Genomic DNA, 26,621 nt, shown 5'->3' on the forward strand with positions numbered 1-26,621 from the left:
AGAGTGACCGGTTGTCCCGGCGCCGTTCCTCACTCCTTCGTGTCGTAGGGCGCCTGCCGTGTGGGGCGCCTGCCCGCGTCCGCGGGTTTCCATCCATCCCGGACCGCCCGCTTCCGCGGTTCCGGATGCCCGGCCCCGCGGCGGCCGGACATCCCAACTGCCGCGAAACACACCAGGAGCGGACGATCCACGGCAGGCGGGGCACTGGTGAGAGTACCGCTCGGCTCCCGGACTTTCCCATGACCCGCGCCCTTCACTACTATCGGACCGGCCGCTCAACCAACCTGCATTGCAAGGGGTCCATGACGTGTCCGCACGCCGACCACTGCTGACCGCCTCCGCCGCCGGGGCCGTGCTGCTCGCTCTGTGGTTCGTGCCGTCCGCGAACGCGACCGTCGAAGAGGGCAGAGCTCCGGCCGCCGGACAGGTCGAGAGCCGGGCGCAGAGCCAGATCTCCGCGGAGGAGGCGGATCCCGCCGCGGGCTCCGACCCCGCTGCGGGGGAGGCCGTCACGGACGCCGACGAGCTCGCGCTGGCCGACACCGGCAGTGTCGACACCACCCCGTATCTGCTGGGCGGCACGCTCTTCCTGGGCCTGGGCGCCGCTCTGGTCTCCTCCGCCGGGCGCCGCTCGCGGACCGTCGCCTGACCGCCGCCCGGTCCCGGGGGTCCGCCCCGGCCGTCGTTCCCGCGGGCGGGGTGCCGCCCCGGGCGGAGCGGCACCTTCCGGCCGTCAGGCCAGCGGCCCCGTGACCGCCTCCGCCGCCGCGACCAGCGCTCCCGAGGCCACGAAGGCGTCCGCAGCGGCCAGGTCGGGAGCCAGGTAGCGGTCCCCGCCCGGACCTGCGACGCCCGCCGCGCGCACCGCCTCCAGCACGGCACGGGTCGCGGGAGCCGGGGTGAGCCCTTCGCGCAGTTCGACGGCGCGCGTGGCGGCTACGAGTTCCACCGCGACGACCCGGGTCACGTTGCCGAGCGCCGTGCGCAGTTTGCGCGCGGCGGACCAGCCCATCGAGACGTGGTCCTCCTGCATGGCGGAGGACGGGATCGAGTCGACCGAGGCCGGGACGGCCAGCCGCTTCAGCTCACCGACCAGCGCCGCCTGCGTGTACTGGGCGATCATCAGCCCGGAGTCGACTCCCGGGTCGCCGGCGAGGAAGGCCGGCAGCCCGTAGGAGCGGTTCTTGTCGAGCAGCCGGTCCGTGCGGCGCTCGGCGATGGACGCCAGGTCGGCGGCGGCCACGGCCAGGAAGTCCAGGACGTAGGCCACGGGCGCGCCGTGGAAGTTGCCGTTGGACTCGACGCGCCCATCGGGCAGTACCACCGGGTTGTCCACGGCGGCCGCGAGCTCCCGCTCGGCGACGAGACGGGCGTGCGCGAGGGTGTCACGGCCCGCTCCGGCGACCTGCGGCGCGCAGCGCACGGAGTAGGCGTCCTGGACGCGGGGAGCGGCCCGGAGGCCGTCGTAGCCGGTCTGGTGGTGGCCGGTGAGCCCGGAGCCGGCGAGCACCCGCAGCATGTTGTCCGCGCTGGCGGCCTGGCCCGGGTGCGGCCGGATGGCGTGCAGCTCCGGGGCGAGGACCCGCTCGGTGCCGAGCAGCGCCTCCAGGGTCAGGGCGGCGGTGATGTCGGCGGAGGTGAGGAGACGGCCGAGGTCGGCGTTGGCCATGACGAGCATGCCCAGCATCCCGTCGGTGCCGTTGAGCAGGGCCAGCCCTTCCTTCTCGCGCAGGTCGAGCGGGGTGATGCCGTGCTCGGCGAGCAGCCCGGCCACCGGGCGCACGGTGCCGTCGGGGCCCTCCGCGTCACCCTCCCCCAGGAGGGCCAGGGCGCAGTGGGAGAGCGGCGCCAGGTCGCCGGAACAGCCGAGGGAGCCGTACTCGTGGACGACCGGGGTGATGCCGGCGTTGAGCAGGGCCGCCATGGTCTCGGCGACGAGCGGGCGCACCCCCGTGCGTCCCGAGGCGAGGGTCTTGAGGCGCAGGAACATCAGGGCCCGGACGACCTCGCGCTCGATGCGGGGGCCCATGCCCGCGGCGTGCGAGCGGACGATGTTCTGCTGGAGGCGGCCGCGCAGCTCGGGGCTGATGTGGCGGACGGCGAGGGCGCCGAAGCCGGTGGAGACCCCGTACACGGGCTCCGGGCGGGCGGCGAGGGCGTCGATGACCTCGCGGGAGGCGGCGAGCGCCTCGCGGGCCCCGGCGGAGAGCTCGACCCGGGCCCCGCCGCGGGCCACGGCGATGACGTCGTCCGCGCTGACACCGGAGGTTCCCAGCACCACAGTGTGCATATCCATATTCAGGAACCCTAAGTTCTGAATCATGTTCTGTCACGACGCGGACCGCACGGCCGCGAACAGCACCCCTCTGGCCCGGCCGCCCCTTCCCTGACATGATCGGATGAACGATCGTTAACACGGTGCGGGACGACCACGGCAGCGGGACCAGGAGGCGGCGATGAGCAGCACGGCGGACGAGGTGCGGTACGGCGAGTGGATCGCCGTCCGGCGGCACGGCACCCATGTGGCGGAGCTCGTCCTGGACCGCCCCCGGGCCATGAACGCCGTCTCCACCGAGCTCGCCCGCCGCCTCGCCGAGGCGTGCGGCGCCCTCGCCGCCGACCCCTCGGCGCGGGCCGTGGTGCTGACCTCCAGCCACGAGCGTGCCTTCTGCGTCGGCGCCGACCTCAAGGAGCGCAACTCCTTCACGGACGCCGAACTGCTGCGCCAGCGGCCGGTCAACCGGGCCGCCTACACCGGCGTCCTGGAACTGCCGATGCCCACGATCGCCGCCGTGCACGGCTTCGCCCTCGGCGGCGGCTTCGAGATCGCCCTCTCCTGCGATCTGATCGTCGCCGACCCCACCGCCGTGGTGGGGCTCCCGGAGGTGTCCGTCGGCGTGATCCCCGGCGGCGGCGGCACCCAGCTGCTGCCGCGCCGGGCCGGTGCCGCGCGGGCCGCCGAACTGATCTTCACCGGGCGGCGGGTGGCCGCCGCCGAGGCACTGTCCCTGGGCCTCGTCGACCAGCTCGCGGACGAGGGCCGGGACCGCGAGGAGGCCCTCGCCCTCGCCGCCCGCATCGCAGCCAACTCCCCCGTCGGTCTGCGGGCGGCCAAGCGCGCCCTCCGCCTGGGACACGGACTGGACCTGCGCACCGGCCTGGAGGTGGAGGACGGCGCCTGGCGGACGGTGGCCTTCTCCGGCGACCGCGCGGAGGGTGTCGCGGCCTTCAACGAGAAGCGGACACCGGACTGGCCCGGGGAGTGAGCCGGGGACGGACGCCGGGCGCCGGGGCCGCCCCCGGCGCCGGGGCGCGCCCGGTGCGGGGCCGCGCCGGGTGCGGGGCGCGCGCCGGGTGCGGGGCGCGCGCCGGGTGCGGGGCGCGCGCCGGGTGCGGGGACGGACACGGGGCACCGGGGGCCGGAGGCGGGGCCCCGGAGCGTGCGCCGGGCGCGGGACCGGGCACCGGAAGCGGCCCCGCGGACTGCGCGGAAGCACGCCACGGCGGCCCCGGCCACCGCGGCAGGCACCCCGGGTCCGGGCGGCGAGACACCCTGCGGGCACCCTCCCGCACGTCCGCGTCGGCCCGGTGGCGGCCCCCGGCGCCGGCCCGGCCCCGGACTCCCGGCCGGGCCCGGCGCCCGGCCCGGCCGCGGTTCGGCAACGGCTCCCCGGCGCCCGGACGCGGAGCGGCGACGGCCGGATCTCGGACCGGAGAAGAAGCCTTCCCCAGGAGGGCGCTCACCGGGAAATGTTCCTAGTCTGGGGTGAAGGGTGTGCCCACAGTGACGGAACGCGAGGTGCCGGGTGGCTGGTGACGGCGGGGGCGACGCACGGCTGGCCGCCGTGGTGGCGCTGGCCCAGGCGATGGCCGCCGCCCAGACGCCCCGCGAGACGGCACGTGCCGCGGCCCTCGGCGCGTGCGGCGCCCTCGGCGGCTGCTTCGCCGCGATCTCCGCGTGGGAGCGGGAGAAGGGCCGGCTCCGGGTCCTGGTGAACGTCGGTGAACTCGCCCCGGGTGAAGAGGAGTTCCCGGAGGACGAGTCGTACCCCGTCCGGGACTTCCCCGAGATCGCCGAGTTCCTGCACGACCGGTGGGCGGGAGGCGGCGAGCCCGACGCCTGGGTCGAGACGGCGGACGGCCCGCCCTGCGACCGCGGCCCCGGCTCGTACTGCCACCAGCGCGTCACGGCTCTCCGGCGGCGCGGCCGGGGCTGCTGCGTGGTCGCGCCGATCGTGCTCCACGGCCGTGCCTGGGGCGAGCTGTACGTGGCCCGGCCCGTCGGCGCGCCCGTCTTCGACCGGGACGACGCGCGCTTCGCCACGGTCCTCGCCGCGGTGGCCGCCTCCGGCATCGCCCAGACCGAACGGCTGGCGGAGGCCCGCCGGCTCGCCTTCACCGACCCGCTGACCGGCCTGGCCAACCGCAGGGCCGTGGACGTACGGCTGGAGGAGGCGCTGGAGCGGCACCGGGCGGACGGCACCGTGGTGAGTCTCGTGGTCTGCGACATCAACGGGCTCAAGCAGGTCAACGACACCCTGGGGCACGCCGTCGGCGACCGGCTGCTGGAGCGTTTCGGCTCCGTGCTCTCGGTGTGCGGGGCCATGCTCCCGGGAGCGCTGGCGGCACGGCTGGGCGGGGACGAGTTCTGCCTCGTCGCCGTCGGACCGCCCACCGAGGAGGTGGTGCGGGCGGCCACGGAGCTGTGCCACCGCGCGGCCAAGCTGGACCTCGGCGAGGGCGTCGCCTGCGGGGTGGCCTCGACGGGGCAGCCGGTCGGGCCCGTGGCGTCCGCGCGCCGGCTGTTCCGGCTGGCCGACGCGGCGCAGTACCGGGCGAAGGCGGCCCGGGCGGAGGGGCCGGTCGTGGCCGGGGACGAGGGGCCCGACGACCCGGTGGTACGGATGGCCGACGCCTCTCCGACGGCTCCGGCTCCCGGCCCGGAGCGGCGGCGGTTCCGCGGCCGGTGACACCCCCGGTGCGGACCCGCCGCCCGGGACGGGCTTCCCGGGAGGCGGGCTCGCCGGGTGAGGTGTCTCGGAGGTGTCTCGGAGGTGTCTCGGAGGTGTCTCGGAGGTGTCTCGGAGGTGTCTCGCCGGATGCGGTGCCCGGCCCGGATGCGGTGCCCGGCCCGGCGCGGTGTCCGACCCGGCGCGGTGTCCGACCCGACGCAGTGTCCGACCCGACGCAGTGTCCGGCCCGGCGCAGTGTCCGGCCCGGCGCAGTGTCCGGCCCGGCGCCGTGTCCGACCCGGCGCCGTGTCCGACCCGGATGCGGGCCTGCCGGGCGCGGCCTCTGCGGGCGGCTCGCCCCGGGCCGGGGGAAGGCCCGCCCCCGCCCGTTCCGCGGGGGCCCGGCGCGGCACCCGCGCCGTCAGGCCCGTACTGGTCGTACTGGTCGCACTGGTCGTACCGCCCCTACCGCCCGTGCCGGCCGGGCGGCGACCGTCACCCCGGGCGGCGGGTGAGGAGCCAGGGCTCGACGACGCCCAGACCGCGGACCGGGCGCTGCCACATCGGCTGGAGCGCGAAGCGGTACGGGTGGGACGGCTCGGCGCCCTCCTTCTCCGCCGCGGCCGCCTCCGCCTCCGACTCCGGCGCGTCGCCGGACCGCATCAGCTCGGCCGCGAACGCCTCGTCCACCAGGACCGCGTCCTTCGGGGCTATCGACGTGAGGCGGCTGGCGAGGTTGACCGTCGTGCCGAAGACGTCTCCCATGCGCGTGGTGACGGTGCCGAAGGCGATACCGACCCGCAGCTCCGGCATGGTCTCGTCGCTGGCCAGCGTCTCGATCATCCGCAGTCCGATCTCGGCGGCCGTGCCCGCGTCGTCCGCCGCGTACAGCACTTCGTCACCGAGGGTCTTGATGAGCCGCCCGCCGCGGGCCGCGACCAGATCGGCCGCCGTCGTCTCGAACGCCTCGACGAGCTCGCCGAGTTCCTCCTCCTCCAGCCGCCGGGTGAGCCGGGTGAAGCCCACGAGGTCCGCGAAGCCGACGGCCAGCCGGCGGTCCACCATCTCCTCGTCGTCCTGGGTCTGGATGACACGCCCGGCCGCCGCCGCGAGCTGCCGCCGCCACACATAGACCAGGAACTCCTGGAGCTCCGGCAGCAGCAGCTGGACCAGCGGGTACGCGACCTCGGTGCGGGTCATCCCCGGCTCGGGGGGCTCGGTGAGGCCCTCCAGGAAGCCCTCGATCTGCCAGTCGGCCAGCCGGGCCGTGGTCTGGCCGGTGGAGCGGGCGACCTGGACGGCCATCGGCTCACTGAGCAGGCCCGCCTCGACGAGGCCCGCCAGCCGCCGCAGCGCCAGGACGTCGGCCTCCGTCAGCGCCCGGGCCTGGCCGATGTCGGCGAAGCCCATGGCCCGCCAGAAGCGGGAGGCCAGCTCCATCGAGACCCCGGCACTGCGGGCCGCCTGGAAGGGGGTGTACTGCCGCTCGGCGCCCAGGATCAGCTGCTCCAGGCGGATCGCGAGGGGGTTGTCCTCGGTCTCCTCCACCTCGTCGGAGTCGTGGGAGCCCGCGAAGGCGTTCGCGGTGTACGGCGCCCCGGCCCCGGGCGGCACCGGGGGCGGGGCGCCGGTGCCGGGCCCCTCCTCCCCGGGCGGGGCCTCGCCCGGGCCCTCGTCCGAACCCTCTGGGCCCTCCGGCCCGTCGGAGCTCTCGGCGGTCCGCCCGCCGCCCGCCGCGGCCGCGCCGCGGCCGGGGGTCCCGCCGGCATCCGGTCCTTCCGAGCCCTCGCCGGCGCCCGCGTCGTCGACGATCACTGCCCGCCCCCTGTCCGATCCCTGCGCACAGGCCTTCCGATCACATCTCGCCGCGCCGTCCGGGTCCGCCACCCGGACGGGCCCGGGACGCTGTCCCCGGCCGCCTCAACGATACGTCAGGTGTGTGCTGGCTCACTCTCTCCGGCGGCCCGCTCACCCGCGGGGCCGCAGGTGGACGATGTCGCCCGCGCCGACGGCCTCCCGGCCGCCCGCCGCGGTCCGCAGCACCAGCCGCCCGTCCTCGTCCAGGGCGACCGCCTCGCCGCTGATCTCCCGGTCGCCCGGGAGCTCGGCGCGGACCGTCCGGCCGAGGGTGGCACAGCCGGCGGTGTACGCCGCCAGGAGTCCGCTGCGCACCGGGTCGCCGCCGGCCGCGCGCCAGTCGCCGTACCACTGTTCGAGTGAGCGGAGGACGGCCCGCAGGATCGGGTCCCGGTCCGTGGAGACCGCCCCGGCCAGGGCCAGCGACCCCGCGCCGGGAACGGGGAGTTCGGCGGCGGCCAGCGACACGTTGAGCCCGATGCCGAGGACGACGGCCCCCTCGCCGACGCGTTCGGAGAGCACGCCGCCGGCCTTGCGCTCCTCCCCGTCCACCGTCACCAGCAGGTCGTTGGGCCACTTCAGCGCGGTGTCGGTGCCCGCGGTGCGGGACACGGCGGTCGCGGTCGCCACCCCGGCGAGCAGCGGCAGCCAGCCCCAGCGGGTCACCGGGACGGCGGGGCCCGGCCGCAGCAGTACGGAGACGAAGAGCCCCGAGCGGGCCGGTGCGACCCAGTGGCGGTCGAGCCGGCCGCGGCCCGCCGACTGCTCCTCCGAGAGGAGCACCGCTCCCTCGGCGGCGTTCCCGGCCGCCGCCCGTTCGGCCAGATCGGTGTTGGTGGAGCCGGTGACCTCGACGACGTCCAGCGAGGTCCACAGCCCGCCGGGGCGGACGAGGGCGCGGCGCAGCGCGGTGGCGTTCAGCGGTGGCCGCTCCAGATCGGACCAGCGGCCGGACGGTTCCGGCGCGGATCCGCCGGGCGGTGTGGCAGTCATGGGGCCAGCGTAGGCAGGGAACGAGCGGCCGGCGTGCCGGCGGGCGGGGGGTACGCCCCTCGGGCCCGCCTCCCCGGCCCTGTGCGATCGCCCACATCCCGCCGCTCCGCCGCGTCCCTCCGCGCACAGGAAGCGTGCGCCCACCACCGCCCGCACCGCGCGCCCCTCCGCGCGCGGTGGCCGGCCTGCGGAGATGTGGCCAACGCCGCACTCCCGGGACACAGCGTCGCCGATACCCTACGAGGCGGTAACCCAGGTAACCCCCACCAGGACGAGCAGGAGCCGCATCCCGATGTCCGAGCCGGAAATCGACCTTCACACCACCGCGGGAAAGATCGCGGACCTGCAGCGGCGCATCGGCGAGGCCACGCACGCCGGCTCGCAGCGCGCAGTCGAGAAACAGCACGCGAAGGGCAAGTTGACGGCTCGTGAGCGGATCGATCTGCTGCTCGACGAGGGCTCCTTCGTGGAGCTGGACGAGTTCGCCCGGCACCGCTCCACCAACTTCGGCCTGGAGCAGAACCGCCCGTACGGTGACGGCGTGGTGACCGGCTACGGCACCGTCGACGGCCGCCCGGTGGCCGTCTTCTCCCAGGACTTCACCGTCTTCGGCGGCGCCCTCGGTGAGGTGTTCGGCCAGAAGATCGTCAAGGTGATGGACTTCGCACTGAAGAACGGCTGCCCCGTCATCGGCATCAACGACTCCGGTGGCGCCCGCATCCAGGAGGGCGTCAGCGCCCTCGGCCTCTACGGCGAGATCTTCCGCCGCAACACCCACGCCTCCGGGGTGATCCCGCAGATCTCCCTGGTCGTCGGCCCCTGCGCGGGCGGCGCGGTCTACTCCCCGGCGATCACCGACTTCACGGTGATGGTCGACCAGACCTCGCACATGTTCATCACCGGCCCGGACGTCATCAAGACCGTCACCGGCGAGGACGTCGGCTTCGACGAGCTGGGCGGCGCCCGCACCCACAACTCCACTTCGGGTGTGGCCCACCACATGGCGGGCGACGAGAAGGACGCCATCGAGTACGTCAAGGCGCTCCTCTCCTACCTCCCCTCCAACAACCTCAGCGAGCCCCCGGCCTTCCCCGAGGAGGCCGACCTGGAGACCTCCGACGAGGACCGGGAGCTGGACACGATCATCCCGGACTCCGCGAACCAGCCGTACGACATGCGTTCCATCGTCGAACACGTCCTGGACGACGGTGAGTTCCTGGAGACCCAGGCGCTCTTCGCGCCGAACATCATCACCGGCTTCGGCCGGGTCGAGGGCCACCCCGTCGGCATCGTCGGCAACCAGCCGATGCAGTTCGCCGGCACCCTGGACATCGACGCCTCCGAGAAGGCAGCGCGCTTCGTGCGCACCTGTGACGCCTTCAACGTGCCGGTCATCACCTTCGTCGACGTCCCCGGCTTCCTGCCCGGCGTCGAGCAGGAGTACGGCGGCATCATCCGCCGCGGCGCCAAGCTGATCTACGCCTACGCGGAGGCGACCGTCCCGCTGATCACGGTCATCACCCGCAAGGCGTTCGGCGGCGCGTACGACGTCATGGGCTCCAAGCACCTCGGCGCCGACCTCAACCTCGCCTGGCCCACCGCTCAGATCGCGGTCATGGGTGCCCAGGGCGCGGTGAACATCCTGCACCGCAGGACGCTCGCCGCCGCCGAGACGCCCGAGGCGCAGGAGGAGCTGCGGCAGCGGCTCATCACCGAGTACGAGGACACGCTGCTCAACCCCTATGTCGCGGCCGAGCGGGGCTACGTGGACGCGGTGATCATCCCGTCCGAGACCCGCCGCCACATCACCCGGGGTCTGCGCACCCTGCGCTCCAAGCGCGAGTCCCTGCCGCCGAAGAAGCACGGCAACATCCCGCTGTAGCCGCCCGCCCCGCCGCCCGCCGGGACGGCCCGGGGACGGCGGGGACGGCAGCGGGTACACGGAAGAACGGGCAGGGGAACGGGACCGACGGAAAGGAAGGCCGGCGATGTTCAAGGTGGTACGGGGCAATCCGACCCCGGAGGAGCTGGCCGCCGCACTGGCGGTGGTCCGGGCACGCGCCTCGGCGGCCTCGTCCGCCGCGGAGGCGCCGGAGCAGCTGGACGAATGGGCCGACCCGGCACGCAACGTGCCGGGCCGCGGGCTGCCGCACCCCGGCCCCACGGCCTGGCGGAGCTCGTACTGGCCGCGCTGAGGCGCGGTCCGGCCGTGCCGCACGGCGGTGCCGCCTGAGTATCCGTACTCAGGCGGCACCGCCGTTTCCGCCGGATCATCGGACGTATGCTCTGGTCCGACCCCTCCGACGAACCGTCCCGGGACCTCCGCGACACCGAGGCGATGCTGCGGCGTGCCGGAGGCGTGCTCGCGGTCGCGGTCGTCGTGGTCCTGCTGCTCGTCCTGGGCTTCCAGGGCTGAGGCCGTCTCCCCCCGCGCCGCCGCTTCTATACGCTGTGCCGCATGCAGAACACCGCATCCGCCGCCCGCCGCACGCTCGTCCTCGCCTCCCGTTCCCCGGCCCGTCTGGCCCTGCTCCGGCAGGCCGGCCTGGCGCCCGCGGTCATCGTGAGCGGAGTGGACGAGGACGCGCTGACCGCGCAGTCCCCGGGGGAACTCGCACGGCTCCTGGCGGAGGCCAAGGCCACCGCGGTGGCGTCCCGGGCGGAGGCCGCGGGCGCGCTGATCGTCGGCTGCGACTCGGTCCTGGACCTGGACGGGCAGGCCCTCGGCAAGCCGGACGGCCCGGAGGACGCGACGGCCCGCTGGAAGTCCATGCGGGGCCGCTCGGGCGTGCTGCGCACCGGCCACTGCGTCATCGACACGCGGAGCGGACGGCAGGTGTCGGCGACCGCGTCCACGACCGTGCGGTTCGGCGAGCCGTCGGACGAGGAGATCGCCGCCTACGTCGCCAGCGGTGAACCCCTCCATGTGGCGGGCGCGTTCACGCTCGACGGGCGGTCGGCGCCGTTCATCGACGGTGTCGACGGCGACCCGGGCAACGTCATAGGGCTGTCCCTGCCCACCCTGCGCGCCCTCCTCGCCGACCTGGACCTGCGGATCACGGACCTGTGGGTGCGGGAGGAGGAGCGGCCGGCCGTCTGAGTCCCGGGAGCGCGGCGCCGGACTCCCGGCCCGCTCAGACCGGTTCGGCGTCTCCCGGCACGACCGGAGGCCGGGGCCCCGGAACCGTGCCGACCGGTCCGGTGAGCCCGGCGGGCCCTGCGGGTCCGCCGCCGGCGGCGCCCGCGGCCCCGGCTTCGGGGGCCGGGCCGCGGCCGGGCTCCCCGTAAGCGATCAGCGAGAGCACGACCAGCCCGAACACGAGCATCATGAAGGCGAACGCGCCCCAGCCCACCAGGCCGACCGTCAGGGCACCCAGCAGCGCGTGCACCACCGCGCAGGCGATCAGCAGGACGCGCGGGAAGCGGCCCGGTGCCCGGTCGGTCAGCGCGCTGCGCAGCAACACCGCCCCGCAGGCGAACAGATAGAGCCCGAAGCCGATGCCCAGCGCCAGGGTGCCGGACGACATGTGGTCCGGGTCGAGGCCCGCCAGCGACATGCGCTGGCCCGCCACGACCTTTCCCAGGAACCAGTGCAGCCAGACGATGCCCAGCGCCTCCGCCATCAGCACCACCGCCGCCACGAGCGCCACCGGTCTGCGAGCCACCGAACCCACCCCTCTTCCCACCGCTCTGCCTGTTACTTCGAGTATCAGACGACGTGCGGCACGCTACTAACGGGTAACGCCGTAGGACAAGGGGTCTGCGGCGGCAGCGGGGAGGAAAGGATCACCCGGCAAAGTTTCCCCCCGGGCTTCGTAGGGAGTCCACAAAAAAACCCACCCGGCCACCTGCGGCACCGACAGAGACCTTGCCCACACCGGCGCTCGACCACGCCCCCGGCAAGGGCCGCTTATCCTTGCACGACAAGGACTTTCAGCACTTCGACACCGGCAGCCTGACCCTGCGTGTGGGGAAGGTCACCCCCTGGGGCGCCTCGGCATGGCGTGTCGGCAGTCCCTAAACTCGCCTTGTTTCAAGGAGGGAGCCATCGTGCGCAAGGTGCTCATCGCCAACCGTGGCGAAATCGCTGTCCGCGTTGCCCGCGCCTGCCGGGACGCCGGGATCGCGAGCGTAGCCGTCTACGCCGATCCGGACCGGGACGCTCTGCACGTCCGCGCGGCCGACGAGGCCTACGCGCTGGGTGGCGACACCCCGGCGGCCAGCTATCTGGACATGTCCAAAGTACTCAAGGCCGCCGCCGAGTCCGGCGCCGACGCCATCCACCCCGGCTACGGCTTCCTCTCGGAGAACGCCGAGTTCGCCCAGGCCGTCATCGACGCCGGCCTGACCTGGATCGGCCCGCCCCCGCAGGCCATCCGCGACCTCGGCGACAAGGTCGCCGCCCGCCACATCGCCCAGCGCGCCGGCGCACCCCTGGTCGCCGGCACCCCCGACCCCGTCTCCGGCGCGGACGAGGTCGTCGCCTTCGCCGAGCAGCACGGCCTGCCCATCGCCATCAAGGCCGCCTTCGGCGGCGGCGGCCGCGGCCTGAAGGTCGCCCGTACCCTCGACGAGGTCCCCGAACTCTACGACTCCGCCGTCCGCGAGGCCGTCGCCGCCTTCGGCCGCGGCGAATGCTTCGTCGAGCGCTACCTCGACAAACCCCGGCACGTGGAAACCCAGTGCCTGGCCGACACCCACGGCAATGTCGTGGTCGTCTCCACCCGCGACTGCTCCCTCCAGCGCCGCCACCAGAAACTGGTGGAGGAGGCCCCGGCGCCGTTCCTCTCCCCGGAACAGAACGCCGAGCTGTACCGCGCCTCCAAGGCCATCCTCAAGGAAGCCGGCTACGTCGGCGCCGGCACCGTGGAATTCCTCGTCGGCGCCGACGGCACCATCTCCTTCCTGGAAGTCAACACCCGCCTCCAGGTCGAACACCCCGTCACCGAGGAAGTCACCGGCATCGACCTCGTCCGCGAGATGTTCCGCATCGCCGACGGCGAGGAACTCGGCTACGACGACCCGCCGGTGCGCGGCCACGCCGTCGAGTTCCGCATCAACGGCGAGGACCCGGGGCGCAACTTCCTCCCCGCCCCCGGCACCGTGACCACCTTCGCCCCGCCCTCCGGCCCCGGTGTCCGCCTCGACGCCGGCGTCGAATCCGGCTCGGTCATCGGCCCCGCCTGGGACTCCCTCCTCGCCAAACTCATCGTCACCGGCGCCACCCGCCGCCAGGCCCTGCAACGCGCCGCCCGCGCCCTGGCCGAGTTCACCGTCGAGGGCATGGCCACCGCCATCCCCTTCCACCGCGCCGTGGTCACCGATCCCGCCTTCGCCCCCGAACTCGACGGCTCCCAGGAGCCGTTCACCGTCCACACCCGCTGGATCGAAACCGGGTTCACCAACGACATCCCGCCGTTCGCCGCCCCCGGCGCCGACGACACCGAGACCGAGTCCCGCGAAACCGTCGTGGTCGAAGTCGGCGGCAAGCGCCTGGAAGTCTCCCTCCCCGCCTCCCTCGGCATGGCCTCCGCCCCCGCCACCGCACAGAAGAAGCCCAAGCGGAAAGCCGGGAAGAAGGCCGGCGCGGCCGCCTCCGGCGACACCCTCGCCTCCCCCATGCAGGGCACCGTCGTCAAAGTCGCCGTCGAAGAGGGCCAGCAGGTCGCCGAAGGCGACCTCATCGTCGTCCTGGAAGCCATGAAAATGGAACAGCCCCTCAACGCACACCGCTCCGGCACCATCAAGGGCCTCGCCGCCGAAGTCGGCACAGCCCTCACCTCCGGCGCCCCCATCTGCGAGATCAAGGACTGAACCCGCTCGCACGGCGGATTCTTCGCGCACGGCAGCCCCGGCCCGACGGCCGGGGCTGCCGCGTTCCCGGGGCCCCGGACCACCGGGCGGACCGGGCGGACCGGGCCGGCCGGGCCGGAGCCCGGGCACCGGGCCGGGATTACGAGCCGGGGCGTTCGGCGGTCACCCATCCGTCCGGCGGTGGCATCCTGGGACGCACACAGCCGGCAGAGCGAGGGGAGAACCGGCGGCGATGACGGCGGAGACGGCGCGGACGGCGGCGCGTCCCATGCGCGCGGACGCGCGGCGGAACCACGAGCGGCTGCTGACCGTGGCCCGGTCCGCCTTCACCGAACACGGCACGGACACCTCCCTGGAGGACGTGGCGCGCCGTGCGGGTGTCGGCGTGGGCACCCTCTACCGGCACTTCCCCAGCCGCCGCGCGCTGATCAGCGCCGTCTTCCAGAGCGAGGCCGACGCCCTGGTGACCCGGGGGCGGGAACTGCTGGACGCCGAGGAGCCGTGTGCCGCACTCCTCGACTGGCTGCGGGCCCTCATCGGCCACGCCGTCACGTACCGCGGGCTCTCCCGCACCCTGATGACCGCCTCGCCGGACGGCAGTTGCGAACTGTCCTCCTGCAGCGTGCCCGTACGGGCCGCGGGCGGCGCCCTGCTGGCCCGGGCCCAGCGGGCCGGGAGCGTGCGCCCCGAGGTGGCGATCGGTGATCTGCTGCAGCTGACCAACGCCATCGCGCTCGCCGCCGAGGAGAGCCCCGGCGACGCCGGGCTCGCGGACCGGCTGCTCACCCTCACCCTCCACGGCCTCCGCCCGGCCGCCTGACCCGCGCGCCGCGGCGGTCCGGGCCGCGCCCTGCGGCGGGCACCGTACGGCGTCGGCGCCCGCCGCTCAGCGGCGGCGCAGGTCCGCCACCCGGCCGTTCCCCGGCGGCTGTTCAACCAGGGAGGCGGCGCCGCGCAGCTGGGGCGGCGGACCGCCCGCCGGGTGGGCCCGCCGCTGCCCGGGAAGGGGCAGTTCGTCGCTCTTCGCGGCGGGGGGCGGCGAGGCCATCCGGCGCGGTCTTCGGCCGGCCCGGCCGCCACCGCTCTCCGCGCCGCCGCCTCCGGCTCCGGCCACCGCGATCTGCACGCCCTGATCGGCCAGGGCCTGGAGTTCGGTGGCGGCCCGGTCGTCTGCCGCGGGCGGCTCGTCCGTGACCAGCCGGGTGATCACCTCGGTGGGCACGGTCTGGAACATGGTGTCGGTCCCGAGCTTGGTGTGGTCGGCCAGGACCACGACCTCGCCGGCGGCCTGGACCAGGGCCCGGTCCACACTCGCCGACAGCATGTTGGAGGTGGAGAGTCCGCGCTCGGCGGTCAGCCCGCTGCCGGACAGGAAGGCGCGGGAGACCCGCAGTCCCTGCAGGGACTGCTCGGCTCCGCTGCCGACCAGGGCGTAGTTCGAGCCACGCAGGGTGCCGCCCGTCATGACGACTTCGACCCGGTTGGCGTGTGCCAGGGCCTGGGCGACGAGCAGGGAGTTGGTGACGACGGTCAGACCCGGGACGCGGGCGAGCCTGCGGGCCAGTTCCTGGGTGGTGGTACCCGCACCGACGACGATCGCCTCCCCCTCCGTGACGAGGCTCGCCGCGAGATCGGCGATGGCGGTCTTCTCGGCACTGGCGAGATGGGACTTCTGGGGGAAGCCGGACTCCCGGCTGAGGCCCCCGGGCAGGACCGCACCACCATGGCGGCGGTCGAGCAGTCCTTCTGCCTCCAGCGCCCGCACGTCCCGCCGTACGGTCACTTCGGAGGTCTGGACGACGCGGGCGAGCTCCCGGAGCGACACCGCTCCGTTGGCACGCACCATTTCAAGGATCAATTGGCGACGTTCTGCAGCGAACACGAAACTGACAGTAACGCCATCGACCAACTGCTTTCAGCAGTTTTCACCGAATAGCAGAAGTTGCCCGCAGGCAGCCCCCGCACCTGCTATGCGGGACCGCGGCCGGACCTCGCCCGGTGCGGCACTAGACCTCGCCCGCGCTCTTCCGGGTGTGCAACTGCCGCGCCACCTCGGCGATCGAGCCGGACAGCGAGGGATAGACCGTGAAGGTGTTGGCGATCTGCTCCACGGTGAGGTTGTTGTCGACCGCGAGCGATATCGGGTGGATCAGCTCGCTGGCGCGCGGGGCGACCACCACACCGCCGACGACGATCCCCGTACCCGGGCGGCAGAACAACTTGACGAAGCCGTCCCGGATGCCCTGCATCTTGGCCCGCGGGTTGCGCATCAGCGGCAGCTTGACGGAGCGGGCCTCGATGCGGCCGCTGTCGATGTCGGCCTGCGAGTAGCCGACCGTGGCGATCTCGGGGTCCGTGAAGATGTTCGCCGAGACGGTCTTGAGGTCCAGCGGCGCGACCGCGCCGCCGAGGATGTGGTACATCGCGATCCGGCCCTGCATCGCCGCCACCGAGGCCAGCGCGAAGACGCCCGTGCAGTCGCCCGCGGCGTACACGCCCGGCGCGCTGGTACGGGAGACCCGGTCGGTGCGGATGTGCCCCGAGTCCCTGAGGGCGACCCCGGCCTCCTCCAGACCGATGCCGCTGGTGTTGGGCACCGCGCCGACGGCCATCAGGCAGTGCGAGCCGGTGATCGTCCGCCCGTCGGCCAGCCGCACCTCGACCCCGTCGTCCGTGCGCTTCACCGCCGCCGCGCGGGAGCGGCCCATGACGTTCATCCCGCGCCGCCGGAAGACGTCCTCCAGGACCGCCGCGGCGTCCGGGTCCTCGCCGGGCAGCACCCGGTCCCGGCTGGAGACCAGGGTGACCCGGGAGCCCAGCGCCTGGTAGGCACCGGCGAACTCCGCACCGGTCACACCCGAGCCGACCACGATCAGCTCTTCGGGCAGTTCCTCCAGGTCGTACACCTGGGTCCAGTTGAGGATGCGCTCGCCGTCCGGGCGGGCGTCGGGAAGTTCGCGCGGGTGCGCGCCGGTGGCCACCAGCACGGCGTCCGCGACCAGGGACTCCTCGCTGCCGTCGGCGAACCGCACGGTCACCGTGCGGGAGCCGTCCGCGGCCCGCGTGGGCTCCAGCCGGCCCCGGCCGCGCAGCACCCGGCCGCCGGCGCGGGTGACGGACGCGGTGATGTCGTGGGACTGGGCCAGCGCGAGGCGCTTCACCCGGCGGTTGACCTTGCCCAGGTCCACACCGACGACGCGGGCCGCCTGCTCCACGTGCGGGGTGTCGTCGGCGACGATGATGCCCAGTTCCTCGTAGGAGGAGTCGAAGGTCGTCATCACCTCGGCCGTGGCGATCAGCGTCTTCGACGGCACGCAGTCGGTCAGCACCGACGCCCCGCCGAGGCCGTCGGTGTCGACGACGGTCACTTCCGCGCCGAGCTGTGCGGCCACCAGGGCCGCCTCGTAGCCGCCCGGTCCACCACCGATGATCACAATCCGAGTCACGTACTCCATTGTCACCCACCCGTCCGCAGACCTCCCGGCCGGGGGTCGGGGGGCGGGGCATCCGGGTGGGCCGCGGAGAGTGCGGACGAAGCCGCGAGCCCGCGGCCCGGCTCCCGTACCCTCGTGGTCATGTCGCTCTACGCCGCGTACGCCGGCAACCTCGACGCGCGGCTGATGTCCCGCCGCGCCCCGCACTCACCGCTGCGCGGCACCGGCTGGCTCTCGGGCTGGCGGCTGACGTTCGGCGGCGAGCAGATGGGCTGGGAAGGCGCCCTGGCGACGATCGTCGAGGCGCCGCGCGCGCAGACCTTCGTCGCGCTCTACGACATCGCCCCCATGGACGAGGACTCCATGGACCGCTGGGAGGGCGTCGGCCTCGACATCTACCGCCGGATGCGGGTGCGGGTGCACACGCTCGACGGCGAGGAGGCGGCCTGGCTGTACGTCCTCAACGGCTACGAGGGCGGGCTGCCCTCCGCGCGCTACCTCGGGGAGCTCGCGGACGCGGCGGAGTCGGCGGGGGCGCCGCACGACTATGTGATGGAGCTGCGGAAACGGCCCTGCTGAACGCCGTCCGCCGGGGCCGGGCCGGTCCTGGTTCGGCCGGGGGCCGGGAGCCCGGGGCCGGGAGTCCGGGGCCGGGGCCGGGGCCGGGGCCGGGGCCGGGGCCGGGGCCGGGGCCGGGGCCGGGGCCGGGGCAAGAGTTCCGGATCCCGCGCCGGCGTCCTCCCGCGCCGGGGCCGGTCGGGCGCCGGGCCGGTGGGCCTCCGGGAAGCGCGGGCAGGGCCGGAGGGCCGGCTCCGAGGGCCGGGAGCCCGCAACGGCCGGGCACGCGGCCGGGGCCGGCTCCGTCCCGGCGTCCTCCTCCGGGAGGCTGTTCCGCGTTCCGTGAGCCCTCACCGGATGGCCGAGTTTCGCCGGGTCACCCCCCTACGTCTACGCGCGTAGGCGAAACCGGGTTACCCTCGTCCGCGTGAACGCTTCAGAGACTTCCCCGCAGCCCTCCGGCGCACCCGGCGCACCCGGCGCACCCGGCGCAGCCGACGCCACCGCCGCCGCCGAACGCCTGCGCGAGCTGACCGGTGCCGAGAGCCACGACGTGGCCCTGGTGATGGGCTCCGGCTGGGTCCCCGCCGCGGACGCGCTGGGAACACCGGAGTACGAACTCCCGGTCACCGAGCTGCCCGGTTTCGCGCCGCCCGCCGTCGAGGGGCACGCGGGGAAGATCCGTTCGTACCGGATCGGGGAGAAGCGCGCACTGGTCTTCCTCGGCCGCACCCACTACTACGAGGGCCGCGGCGTCGCCGCCGTCTCCCACGGGGTGCGGACCGCCGTGGCGGCCGGCTGCAAGATCGTCGTGCTGACCAACGGCTGCGGCGGCCTCCGCTCCGGTATGCGCCCCGGCCAGCCGGTCCTCATCAGCGACCACATCAACCTCACGGCGGTCTCGCCGATCGTGGGCCCCAACTTCGTCGACCTCACCGACCTGTACTCGTCCCGTCTCCGCACCCTGTGCCGGGAGATCGACAGCACCCTCGAAGAGGGCGTGTACGCGCAGTTCCCCGGCCCGCACTACGAGACCCCGGCGGAGATCAACATGATCCGCACCCTGGGCGCCGACCTCGTGGGCATGTCGACGGCGCTGGAGGCCATAGCGGCGCGTGAGGCGGGTGCCGAGGTGCTGGGCATCTCCCTGGTGACGAACCTGGCCGCCGGTATGACCGGCGAGCCGCTCAACCACGAAGAGGTGCTCCAGGCGGGTCGCGATTCGGCCACCCGCATGGGCAGTCTGCTCGCCCAGGTCCTCGGCCGTCTCTGAACGCTCCGCGCACAGGAGGCCGAGAGGACGGCGTGGGGCCCGGAGCCGGTGAGATCCACGGAGCCGCGTTGCGGGCCGGGCGTGCGTCCGCGGCCCGGCGGTGGCCGGAGCCGGACGGCCGCCCGCACGGGTCCCGCGGCGCGGATCCCCGGGGAGGGACCGCGAGGACGGGAGGGGAGGACGGGGGCTCCGGGCAGGCGCTCTCCGCGGCGGTGCACTCCGTGGCGCGCTCCCCCGGAGCGAGGCCGGCCGGGCCCCTTACCGGCCCGCGGACCGGTAAGGAGCGATCAAGCCGGGTACTGGTCCCGGCGGGCGTGGTTCCGAGGGCCGTCCGAGTGCGGTCCCCGGCTCCGGGCCCGGCACATCCGCTGCCGGGGCGCCCGGCCGCCGGCCCCTCCGGTGCCCCGCCCGCACACCCGCCGATCCGTACCGTCACAGCACCGCAGGCCGTGCCCCGGAGCCGGACCACAGGTCCCGGCCCGTTCCGCGGGACACGGAACCCGCAACCTCACAAGCAACCCCTGACCCCGCACCCCGCACCCCCAGCACAGATCAGCACAGATCAACACAGACCAGAACACCGAGCGCGTACACCGCAGATCCGTACACCGGCCCCGCCGCGCCGAACCGGCGCGCAGTGGCCGAAGCCCCGGGCGAACGGCCCGCCTCCCACCGGGCCGGCCCGCCCACGACACAGCAGGAGCGTCACGTGGCAGTGGCAAGCGACACAGCGGAGCTGATCCAGCAGGCCCGAGCCTGGCTGGCCGAGGACCCCGACCCCGAGACCCGCGAGGAGCTGAGCGCGCTCATCGACGCGGAGGACACCGCGGCCCTCGCCGACCGCTTCGGCGGCATGCTGCAGTTCGGCACCGCCGGCCTCCGCGGCGAGCTGGGCCCCGGTCCGCTGCGGATGAACCGCGCGGTGGTGATCCGCGCCGCCGCCGGCCTCGCCGCGTATCTCCGCAAGCGGGCCGCGTCCTCGGACGGCGGTCCCGGCCTCGTCGTCATCGGCTACGACGCCCGCTACAAGAGCGCCGACTTCGCCCGGGACACCGCCGCCGTCGTGACCGGCGCCGGGCTGCGCGCCGCGCTGCTGCCCCGTCCGCTGCCCACGCCCGTCCTGGCCTTCGCCGTACGGCACCTGGGGGCGGTCGCCGGCGTCACCGTCACGGCGAGCCACAACCCGCCGCGCGACAACGGCTACAAGGTGTATCTCGGCGGCGATTCCGGCGGCGGCTCGCAGATCGTGCCCCCGGCGGACGCGGAGATCGCCGCCGAGATCGCGGCGGTGCGGAGCCTGGCGGACGTGCCCCGCGCGGAGACCGGCTGGGAGACGCTCGGCGACGAGATCGTCGAGGCCTACCTGGCCCGTACGGACGCGGTGCTCACCGGCGGCTCCCCCCGGGACGCCCGCGCCGTCTACACCCCGCTGCACGGCGTGGGCCGCGACACTCTGCTCGCCGCCTTCGACCGGGCCGGTTTCCCGGCACCCGTCGTCGTGGCCGAACAGGGCGATCCCGATCCGGCGTTCCCCACCGTGGCCTTCCCCAACCCGGAGGAGCCGGGGGCCATGGACCTGGCCTTCGCCACCGCCCGCGCCGCCTCCCCGGCCCCGGACCTGATCATCGCCAACGACCCGGACGCGGACCGCTGCGCCGTGGCCGTCCCCGCGCCCGGCACCCCGGCCGGCTGGCGGATGCTGCGCGGCGACGAGGTCGGCGCCCTGCTGGCCGAACACCTGGTGCACAAGCGGGCGGCCGGCTCCTTCGCCACCACGATCGTCTCCTCCTCCCTGCTCTCCCGGATCGCCGCGGCGGCCGAACTGCCGTACGCCGAGACGCTGACCGGCTTCAAGTGGCTGGCCCGCGTCGAGGGGCTGCGCTACGCCTACGAGGAGGCGCTCGGCTACTGCGTCGACCCGGACGGCGTCCGCGACAAGGACGGCATCACCGCCGCCCTGCTCATCGCCGAACTGGCCGCCGAGCTGAAGGCGACCGGCCGCGACCTCACCGAGCTCCTGGACGACCTCGCCCTGGAGTACGGCCTGCACGCCACCGACCAGTTGTCGGTGCGGGTCACCGACCTGTCGCTGATCTCCGACGCCATGGAGCGGCTGCGGGCGCAGCCGCCCGGGACGCTGGCCGGGCTCCCCGTCGCCCGGGCCGAGGACCTGACCGGGGGCAGCGCGGAACTGCCGCCCACCGACGGGCTGCGCTACACCCTCGCGGGCGGCCCCGTGACGGCCGGGCGCTGCCGGGTCGAGGGGGCCCGGGTCGTGGTCCGGCCGAGCGGTACGGAACCCAAGCTGAAGTGTTATCTGGAGGTCGTCGTACCGGTGGACGCCCCGGACGCGCTGAGCGATGCCCGGATCACCGCGGAGGCGGTCCTGGCCGGGCTCAAGGTGGACCTCTCGGCGGCCGCCGGGCTGTGACCCCGCCCGCGCGGCCGGCTCCCGTCCCGCCGCCCGGCTCCGGTCCGCCACCCGGCTCCGGTCCGCCACCCGGCTCCCGTCCCGCCACCCGTCTCCCGTCCCGCCGCCCGGCTCCGGTCCGCCGCCCGGCTCCCGTCCGCCACCCGGCTCCGTCTGCGGACGGCGGCAGGCGGGCCCGGCCGGCTGAGCGTGCCGCAGCACCGCGAGGCCGCCGCCGGACCGCAGCGGCCCCGGGCCGGTGCGGATGCCCCGAGTGGGCGGTGCACGGGCCGGGGGACGGGGGCGCCATCGCTCCGCACCGGCGCTTCTCGGAACGGCCGCGCACCCCGCGCGGGGTCCGGCAGCCACAGTGCCGTTCCGCGCGCGGTCCGGCCCGGGCTCCCGCCCCGTGCCGGCGTCCCCCGCTCGCCGGTCCTGAACGTGGCAGAACGGCCCCGGGCAGCCCGGCAGCCGCGTACTCGCCCGCCCGGAGGCCGGCGACGTCCCGCGTCACCCCAGCAGGGCGAGGACCGCCACCAGGACGGCACCGGCCGCCGCCGGGGCCAGCACCTCGTACGCCCAGCGCACCTCGGCCGGCCCCTGCGCCGTCTCCCGGCGCGCGTGCCGCTCGGCCAGTTCCGCGAGTTCGGCCACGGCCGCGTCGGCGGGGGCGCGGTCCGGTCCCGCCCCGGCGGGCGTGGCTCCGCGGACGTCGGCGGCGGCGGCGCCCCGGGGGCCGCGCCGGGCCGTCTTCTTCCGCGCCCGCAGCGAGACCGGGATCGCCCAGAGCTGGAACGTCCGCCCCTCCGCGAAGACTTCGCTGGAGTAGCCGGCGCGCAGGCCCTCGACCGCGCCCCAGGGCAGCGTGATGGTGCGGAACGGGTTGCGCACCCGCATCCGGTCCTCGCCCGCGAACACGGCGGGCCGGAAGGTGAAGGCGATGATGAGCGGCACCGCGAGCAGCAGTCCGGCCAGCGCGAACCAGGGGACGCGCCCCTCACCGCGGATCATCGCGTCCAGGCCGAGCCAGCCGGCCAGGCCGAGCAGCAGCACGCCGCCGGCCAGCGCGGCTCCGGAGCGGTAGACGCGGTCGGCGTACCCGGGGCCGGTCTCGGGCTGTGGGGAGGAGGGGGTGTCCGGGCTCGTCATGGGGGCGATTGTGCCCGACGGGCCGGGCTGGACACACGTCCCGGTCGGCGGGCGTCCGCCGGGACGGCCGGGCGGGCCGCCCCGCGCCCCTGCGCATCGCGGCCGGGGCACCGCCGTGGCACCACGGGCATCACATCGCCGACGGCACCTTCCGCCCCGGCGGCACGCCGGCCCGGCCCCGCCCGTGCCCTCGCGGTGCCGGACGCCGGAGCCCTGCGATACGCGGCAGGACCGGGCCGGACCGGGGCCGGAGCCGGCGGGACCGCGGCGGCGTGCCCCCGGCCCGTGAGGGAGGGCCGCCGCCTGCCCGTCCCGGCGGGGCGGGGCGTCCGGGGAGGTGTCCGGAACCACCCTCCCCGGGGGTGACAGTCGCTACGCGCGTAGATATGCTCACCTGGTGACCATGCTTCCCAAGCCCGCAGTACCCGCGTACGGCAGCGAGGCCGCGGAGCGCCTGGCCTCGATGGCGGACGTGACCGCCTCCGACGCCGCGCTGCGCCGCTTCCTGCACGGCCTGCCGGGTGTCGACGCCGTCGGCCTGCAGGCCCGCGCGGCGGCCCTCGGCACCCGCTCGATCAAGACCACGGCGAAGGCGTACGCCATCGACCTGGCCATCTCGATGATTGACCTGACCACCCTGGAGGGCGCGGACACCCCGGGCAAGGTCCGGGCGCTCTGCGCCAAGGGGGCCCGCCCCGACCCGCTGGACCGCACCGTTCCCAGGGTGGCGGCGATCTGCGTCTACCCGGACATGGCGGGCACCGCCAAGGCGGCGCTGCGCGACGCCGGGGCCCCGGAGATCAGCGTGGCCTCCGTCGCCACCGCCTTCCCGGCGGGCCGGGCCGCACTGCCCGTGAAGCTGGCCGACACCCGGGACGCGGTGGCGGCCGGCGCCGACGAGATCGACATGGTGATCGACCGCGGCGCCTTTCTCACCGGCCGCTATCTCCAGGTGTTCGAGGAGATCCGGCAGGTCAAGGAGGTCTGCCGACGTGATGACGGCACCGCCGCCCATCTCAAGGTGATCTTCGAGACGGGCGAGTTGCAGACGTACGACAACGTGCGCCGGGCCTCCTGGCTCGCGATGCTCGCGGGCGCCGACTTCATCAAGACCTCCACCGGCAAGGTGGCCGTGAACGCCACCCCGCCCGTCACCCTGCTCATGCTGGAAGCCGTGCGCGACTTCCGGTCCGCCGTCGGGGTGCGGGTCGGGGTGAAGCCCGCGGGCGGCATCCGGACCACCAAGGACGCGGTCAAGTACCTCGTGATGGTCAACGAGACGCTCGGCGAGGAGTGGCTGACCGCGGACTGGTTCCGCTTCGGCGCCTCCAGCCTCCTCAACGACCTGCTGATGCAGCGCCAGAAGCTGAGCACCGGGCGTTACTCCGGTCCCGACTACGTGACGGTGGACTGAGCCCCATGACGGATCCCACGACCCGGGACATCCCCCGGGAAACCCCCCAGACGACCGAGGACACCCAGCCCGTGGACAAGCAGCCGGCGCGGCAGGCGCCCCGGGGCACGTTCGCCTACGCGCCGGCGCCCGAGTCGCGCTCGGTCGTCGCCATCGCGCCCGCGTACGGCCACTTCATCGACGGCGAGTTCCGCGAGGCGGCCGGCGGCAAGGTCTTCACGACCGTCTCCCCCTCCTCCGAGGAGGTGCTTTCCGAGGTCGCCCTCGGCGGCCCGGAGGACGTGGACGCGGCCGTGGCCGCCGCCCGCCGGGCCTTCGGGCCCTGGTCGGCACTGCCCGGCGCGGAGCGGGCCAAGTACCTGTTCCGGATCGCCCGGATCATCCAGGAGCGCTCGCGCGAACTGGCCGTGCTGGAGTCCCTCGACAACGGCAAACCGATCCGCGAGTCGCGCGACACCGACCTCCCGCTGGCGGCCGCGCACTTCTTCTACTACGCGGGCTGGGCCGACAAGCTGGCGTACGCGGGCTACGGCGCCGACCCGAAGCCGCTGGGCGTGGCCGGGCAGGTCATCCCGTGGAACTTCCCGCTGCTGATGCTCGCGTGGAAGATCGCCCCGGCGCTGGCCACCGGCAACACGGTCGTCCTCAAGCCCGCCGAGACGACCCCGCTGTCCGCGCTGTTCTTCGCGGACATCTGCCGGCAGGCCGGGCTGCCGCGGGGCGTCGTCAACATCGTCACGGGCGACGGCACGGCCGGTGCCGCGCTGGTGGCCCACGAGGGCGTCGACAAGGTGGCCTTCACGGGCTCCACCGAGGTCGGCAAGGCCATCGCCCGCACGGTCGCCGGGACGGACAAGAAGCTCACCCTGGAGCTGGGCGGCAAGGCCGCCAACATCGTCTACGACGACGCGCCCGTGGACCAGGCCGTCGAGGGCATCGTGAACGGCATCTTCTTCAACCAGGGCCACGTGTGCTGCGCGGGCTCCCGGCTGCTGGTGCAGGAGTCGGTGGCGGAGGAGGTGCTGGACGCCCTCAAGCGGCGGATGGCCACCCTCCGGGTCGGCGACCCGCTCGACAAGAACACCGACATCGGCGCGATCAACTCCGCCGAGCAGCTGGCCCGCATCCGGGCGCTGGCCGACGCGGGGGAGCAGGAGGGCGCCGAGCGCTGGTCCCCGTCCTGCGAACTGCCGTCCTCCGGCTACTGGTTCGCGCCGACCCTCTTCACGGGCGTCACCCAGGCGCACCGCATCGCCCGCGAGGAGATCTTCGGCCCGGTGCTGTCGGTGCTGACCTTCCGCACCCCGGCGGAGGCCGTGGAGAAGGCCAACAACACCCCGTACGGGCTCTCCGCCGGCATCTGGACGGAGAAGGGCTCGCGCATCCTGTGGACGGCCGAGAAGCTCCGCGCGGGCGTCGTCTGGGCCAATACGTTCAACAAGTTCGACCCCGCCTCGCCGTTCGGCGGCTACAAGGAGTCCGGCTACGGCCGCGAGGGCGGACGCCACGGCCTGGAGGCATATCTCGATGTCTGATGCGACCGACGCGACCGAGGCGACCGGGGTATCCGGGGCTTCCCGGAACTCCGGCAGGGGCGGCGGAGAGCGCGCCGCGCGGCTGAGCGTTCTCAAGACCTACAAGCTGTTCGTCGGGGGGAGGTTCCCCCGCTCCGAGAGCGGACGGGTGTACGAGGTGACCGACGGCAAGGGCAACTGGCTGGCGAACGCGCCCCTGTCCTCCCGCAAGGACGCGCGGGACGCGGTCGTCGCGGCCCGAAAGGCGTTCCCCGGCTGGTCCGGCGCCACGGCCTACAACCGGGGCCAGATCCTCTACCGGATCGCCGAGATGCTGGAGGGGCGGCGCGACCAGTTCACCGCCGAAGTGGCCGCCGCGGAAGGCCTGTCGAAGACGAAGGCGGCGGCGCGGGTGGACGCGGCGGTCGACCGCTGGGTCTGGTACGCGGGCTGGTCCGACAAGGTCGCCCAGATCGCCGGCGCGGCCAACCCCGTCGCCGGCCCGTACTTCAACCTCTCCACGCCGGGGCCGACCGGGGTCGTGGCGGTGCTGGCGCCGGGCGAGTCGTCGTTCCTCGGGCTGGTGTCGGTGCTCGCCCCGGTGATCGTCACCGGCAACACGGCCGTGGTCGTGGCGTCCGAACGGGCTCCGCTCCCGGCGCTCTCCCTGGGCGAGGTACTGGCCACGTCCGATCTGCCGGGCGGGGTCGTCAACCTCCTCTCCGGCCGCACCGCGGAGATCGCCGCGCCACTCGCCGCCCACCAGGACGTCAACGCGATCGACCTGGCCGGCGCGGACACCGGCCTGGCGAAGGAGCTGGAGACGGCCGCGGCCGACAACCTCAAGCGGGTGCTCCGCCCAGCGGCCGGTACGGACTGGGCGGCCGACCCGGGCACGGACCGGCTGCTGACCTTCGTGGAGACGAAGACGGTCTGGCATCCGATGGGCGTCTGACCGGGCGGGGTCCCGCGCCCCGCCCGCCCCGCCCGTCGTGCACGGGCGCCGGTCCACGGGTGCACGGGTGCCCCACCCGCCGCGGGCCCGGAGGCCCGGCAGGTCAACAGGCCCCGGCGGAACCGCTGTTACGGTTCCGCCGGGGCCTGCCGCGCGTGGCCGCCGGTCTTCGCGATGCCATCGCCCCGTACCCTGCCGTCCGGCTGTCCCGCCGTCACCCCGCCCGAGGCCGTCCTGCCGCCGCGCCGTCCTGGTCCCGCCGCTGCGCCGCACCATGCCGTCCCGCCCGGGGCCGTCG

22 protein-coding genes are annotated in these 26,621 nt (G+C 74.7%); 15 read left to right on the forward strand and 7 right to left on the reverse strand.

Translation table 11 applies throughout. The annotated features are described in order from the left end of the window. The first annotated feature begins 307 nt into the window (after positions 1-307). Positions 308-649 (forward strand): hypothetical protein, encoded by a 342-nt coding sequence (locus KBZ10_RS22960; RefSeq protein ID WP_210989600.1) that lies wholly within the window; start codon positions 308-310, stop codon positions 647-649. 84 nt (positions 650-733) lie between these two features. Here the strand turns inward: KBZ10_RS22960 and hutH are convergent, their stop codons facing one another. Beyond that, positions 734-2,290, reverse strand: coding sequence for a histidine ammonia-lyase (hutH, locus tag KBZ10_RS22965; RefSeq protein ID WP_210989636.1), 1,557 nt, complete (start codon positions 2,288-2,290; stop codon positions 734-736). Between the two features lie 166 nt (positions 2,291-2,456). Between hutH and KBZ10_RS22970 the strand changes: the two genes are divergently transcribed. Together KBZ10_RS22970 and KBZ10_RS22975 are read left to right on the forward strand one after the other, a co-directional pair. Then, positions 2,457-3,266, forward strand: coding sequence for an enoyl-CoA hydratase/isomerase family protein (locus KBZ10_RS22970; protein ID WP_210989601.1), 810 nt, complete (start codon positions 2,457-2,459; stop codon positions 3,264-3,266). Positions 3,267-3,866: 600 nt separating this feature from the next. Beyond that, on the forward strand, positions 3,867-4,970 hold the full coding sequence (locus tag KBZ10_RS22975) for a sensor domain-containing diguanylate cyclase (RefSeq protein ID WP_210989637.1): 1,104 nt from the start codon (positions 3,867-3,869) through the stop codon (positions 4,968-4,970). Positions 4,971-5,447: 477 nt separating this feature from the next. On the opposite strand, the gene KBZ10_RS22980 is transcribed toward KBZ10_RS22975, so the two are convergent. After that, positions 5,448-6,500: an adenylate/guanylate cyclase domain-containing protein gene (locus KBZ10_RS22980; RefSeq protein WP_374223403.1), complete on the reverse strand. Its 1,053-nt coding sequence runs from the start codon at positions 6,498-6,500 to the stop codon at positions 5,448-5,450. 420 nt (positions 6,501-6,920) lie between these two features. Then, a complete protein-coding gene (locus KBZ10_RS22985) occupies positions 6,921-7,802 on the reverse strand; it encodes a biotin--[acetyl-CoA-carboxylase] ligase (protein ID WP_210989603.1) in 882 nt (293 codons plus the stop codon). A gap of 292 nt (positions 7,803-8,094) precedes the next feature. Here KBZ10_RS22985 and KBZ10_RS22990 point away from each other — a divergent pair, with 292 nt between their 5' ends. The 4 genes from KBZ10_RS22990 (at position 8,095) to KBZ10_RS23000 (ending at position 10,902) form a co-directional block, all read left to right on the forward strand. Continuing rightward, positions 8,095-9,684 carry an acyl-CoA carboxylase subunit beta gene (locus KBZ10_RS22990; protein WP_210989604.1) on the forward strand — a complete coding sequence of 530 codons (1,590 nt, stop codon included), beginning with the start codon at positions 8,095-8,097 and terminating at the stop codon, positions 9,682-9,684. Between the two features lie 106 nt (positions 9,685-9,790). Next, positions 9,791-9,997, forward strand: a complete 207-nt coding sequence (locus KBZ10_RS22995) for an acyl-CoA carboxylase subunit epsilon (RefSeq protein WP_210989605.1) — start codon at positions 9,791-9,793, stop codon at positions 9,995-9,997. Between the two features lie 86 nt (positions 9,998-10,083). Further along, entirely contained in the window at positions 10,084-10,218 is a 135-nt protein-coding gene (gene mmpB / locus KBZ10_RS30115; RefSeq protein WP_282107870.1) for a morphogenic membrane protein MmpB, read from the forward strand. Positions 10,219-10,260: 42 nt separating this feature from the next. Continuing rightward, positions 10,261-10,902 (forward strand): nucleoside triphosphate pyrophosphatase, encoded by a 642-nt coding sequence (locus KBZ10_RS23000; protein WP_210989606.1) that lies wholly within the window; start codon positions 10,261-10,263, stop codon positions 10,900-10,902. A 34-nt stretch (positions 10,903-10,936) separates the two neighbouring features. Here KBZ10_RS23000 and KBZ10_RS23005 read toward each other — a convergent pair whose 3' ends face one another. Next, the gene (locus tag KBZ10_RS23005) at positions 10,937-11,467 is read right to left on the reverse strand and encodes a hypothetical protein (protein WP_307847563.1); all 531 of its coding nucleotides are present in this window, start codon (positions 11,465-11,467) and stop codon (positions 10,937-10,939) included. Between the two features lie 385 nt (positions 11,468-11,852). On the opposite strand from KBZ10_RS23005, the gene KBZ10_RS23010 reads away from it, so the two are divergent. Together KBZ10_RS23010 and KBZ10_RS23015 are read left to right on the forward strand one after the other, a co-directional pair. Further along, complete coding sequence (locus tag KBZ10_RS23010; protein WP_210989607.1) at positions 11,853-13,616, forward strand: biotin carboxylase N-terminal domain-containing protein; 1,764 nt, start codon at positions 11,853-11,855, stop codon at positions 13,614-13,616. A gap of 232 nt (positions 13,617-13,848) precedes the next feature. Beyond that, positions 13,849-14,436: a TetR/AcrR family transcriptional regulator gene (locus KBZ10_RS23015; protein ID WP_247702830.1), complete on the forward strand. Its 588-nt coding sequence runs from the start codon at positions 13,849-13,851 to the stop codon at positions 14,434-14,436. A gap of 66 nt (positions 14,437-14,502) precedes the next feature. On the opposite strand, the gene KBZ10_RS23020 is transcribed toward KBZ10_RS23015, so the two are convergent. Beyond that, entirely contained in the window at positions 14,503-15,498 is a 996-nt protein-coding gene (locus tag KBZ10_RS23020; protein ID WP_210989608.1) for a DeoR/GlpR family DNA-binding transcription regulator, read from the reverse strand. Positions 15,499-15,622: 124 nt separating this feature from the next. Next, positions 15,623-17,071 carry an NAD(P)H-quinone dehydrogenase gene (locus KBZ10_RS23025; protein ID WP_210989609.1) on the reverse strand — a complete coding sequence of 483 codons (1,449 nt, stop codon included), beginning with the start codon at positions 17,069-17,071 and terminating at the stop codon, positions 15,623-15,625. Between the two features lie 120 nt (positions 17,072-17,191). Here KBZ10_RS23025 and KBZ10_RS23030 point away from each other — a divergent pair, with 120 nt between their 5' ends. The 3 genes from KBZ10_RS23030 to KBZ10_RS23040 all read left to right on the forward strand — a co-directional run bounded on the left by KBZ10_RS23030 (position 17,192) and on the right by KBZ10_RS23040 (position 21,312). Beyond that, a complete protein-coding gene (locus tag KBZ10_RS23030) occupies positions 17,192-17,629 on the forward strand; it encodes a gamma-glutamylcyclotransferase (RefSeq protein WP_210989610.1) in 438 nt (145 codons plus the stop codon). A gap of 406 nt (positions 17,630-18,035) precedes the next feature. Beyond that, the gene (locus KBZ10_RS23035; RefSeq protein ID WP_210989611.1) at positions 18,036-18,881 is read left to right on the forward strand and encodes a purine-nucleoside phosphorylase; all 846 of its coding nucleotides are present in this window, start codon (positions 18,036-18,038) and stop codon (positions 18,879-18,881) included. Positions 18,882-19,596: 715 nt separating this feature from the next. Further along, entirely contained in the window at positions 19,597-21,312 is a 1,716-nt protein-coding gene (locus KBZ10_RS23040; protein ID WP_210989612.1) for a phospho-sugar mutase, read from the forward strand. 489 nt (positions 21,313-21,801) lie between these two features. Here the strand turns inward: KBZ10_RS23040 and KBZ10_RS23045 are convergent, their stop codons facing one another. Then, entirely contained in the window at positions 21,802-22,440 is a 639-nt protein-coding gene (locus tag KBZ10_RS23045) for a PH domain-containing protein (RefSeq protein ID WP_210989613.1), read from the reverse strand. 403 nt (positions 22,441-22,843) lie between these two features. On the opposite strand from KBZ10_RS23045, the gene deoC reads away from it, so the two are divergent. The 3 genes from deoC to KBZ10_RS23060 are packed head-to-tail and all read left to right on the forward strand — an operon-like array spanning position 22,844 to position 26,323. Continuing rightward, positions 22,844-23,854 (forward strand): deoxyribose-phosphate aldolase, encoded by a 1,011-nt coding sequence (gene deoC / locus KBZ10_RS23050; RefSeq protein ID WP_210989640.1) that lies wholly within the window; start codon positions 22,844-22,846, stop codon positions 23,852-23,854. A gap of 5 nt (positions 23,855-23,859) precedes the next feature. After that, positions 23,860-25,389, forward strand: coding sequence for an aldehyde dehydrogenase family protein (locus tag KBZ10_RS23055; RefSeq protein ID WP_210989614.1), 1,530 nt, complete (start codon positions 23,860-23,862; stop codon positions 25,387-25,389). Beyond that, positions 25,382-26,323 carry an aldehyde dehydrogenase family protein gene (locus KBZ10_RS23060; protein WP_210989615.1) on the forward strand — a complete coding sequence of 314 codons (942 nt, stop codon included), beginning with the start codon at positions 25,382-25,384 and terminating at the stop codon, positions 26,321-26,323. Before KBZ10_RS23055 ends, KBZ10_RS23060 begins: the two co-directional genes overlap by 8 nt. Positions 26,324-26,621: the final 298 nt, after the last annotated feature.

The organism is Streptomyces sp. F63 (assembly GCF_018070345.1).
Lineage (GTDB): Bacteria > Actinomycetota > Actinomycetes > Streptomycetales > Streptomycetaceae > Streptomyces.

What these genes read in the sequence shown, in the direction of transcription:
- KBZ10_RS22990 (WP_210989604.1), top strand. Translation starts at nt 8,095, where the DNA reads ATGTCCGAGCCGGAAATCGACCTTCACACCACCGCGGGAAAGATCGCG.
- KBZ10_RS23015 (WP_247702830.1), top strand. Translation starts at nt 13,849, where the DNA reads ATGACGGCGGAGACGGCGCGGACGGCGGCGCGTCCCATGCGCGCGGAC.
- mmpB (WP_282107870.1), top strand. Translation starts at nt 10,084, where the DNA reads ATGCTCTGGTCCGACCCCTCCGACGAACCGTCCCGGGACCTCCGCGAC.
- KBZ10_RS23025 (WP_210989609.1), bottom strand. Translation starts at nt 17,071, where the DNA reads ATGGAGTACGTGACTCGGATTGTGATCATCGGTGGTGGACCGGGCGGC.
- KBZ10_RS22995 (WP_210989605.1), top strand. Translation starts at nt 9,791, where the DNA reads ATGTTCAAGGTGGTACGGGGCAATCCGACCCCGGAGGAGCTGGCCGCC.
- hutH (WP_210989636.1), bottom strand. Translation starts at nt 2,290, where the DNA reads ATGCACACTGTGGTGCTGGGAACCTCCGGTGTCAGCGCGGACGACGTC.
- KBZ10_RS22970 (WP_210989601.1), top strand. Translation starts at nt 2,457, where the DNA reads ATGAGCAGCACGGCGGACGAGGTGCGGTACGGCGAGTGGATCGCCGTC.
- KBZ10_RS23000 (WP_210989606.1), top strand. Translation starts at nt 10,261, where the DNA reads ATGCAGAACACCGCATCCGCCGCCCGCCGCACGCTCGTCCTCGCCTCC.
- KBZ10_RS22975 (WP_210989637.1), top strand. Translation starts at nt 3,867, where the DNA reads ATGGCCGCCGCCCAGACGCCCCGCGAGACGGCACGTGCCGCGGCCCTC.
- KBZ10_RS23060 (WP_210989615.1), top strand. Translation starts at nt 25,382, where the DNA reads ATGTCTGATGCGACCGACGCGACCGAGGCGACCGGGGTATCCGGGGCT.
- KBZ10_RS23030 (WP_210989610.1), top strand. Translation starts at nt 17,192, where the DNA reads ATGTCGCTCTACGCCGCGTACGCCGGCAACCTCGACGCGCGGCTGATG.
- deoC (WP_210989640.1), top strand. Translation starts at nt 22,844, where the DNA reads ATGCTTCCCAAGCCCGCAGTACCCGCGTACGGCAGCGAGGCCGCGGAG.
- KBZ10_RS23045 (WP_210989613.1), bottom strand. Translation starts at nt 22,440, where the DNA reads ATGACGAGCCCGGACACCCCCTCCTCCCCACAGCCCGAGACCGGCCCC.
- KBZ10_RS22985 (WP_210989603.1), bottom strand. Translation starts at nt 7,802, where the DNA reads ATGACTGCCACACCGCCCGGCGGATCCGCGCCGGAACCGTCCGGCCGC.
- KBZ10_RS23055 (WP_210989614.1), top strand. Translation starts at nt 23,860, where the DNA reads ATGACGGATCCCACGACCCGGGACATCCCCCGGGAAACCCCCCAGACG.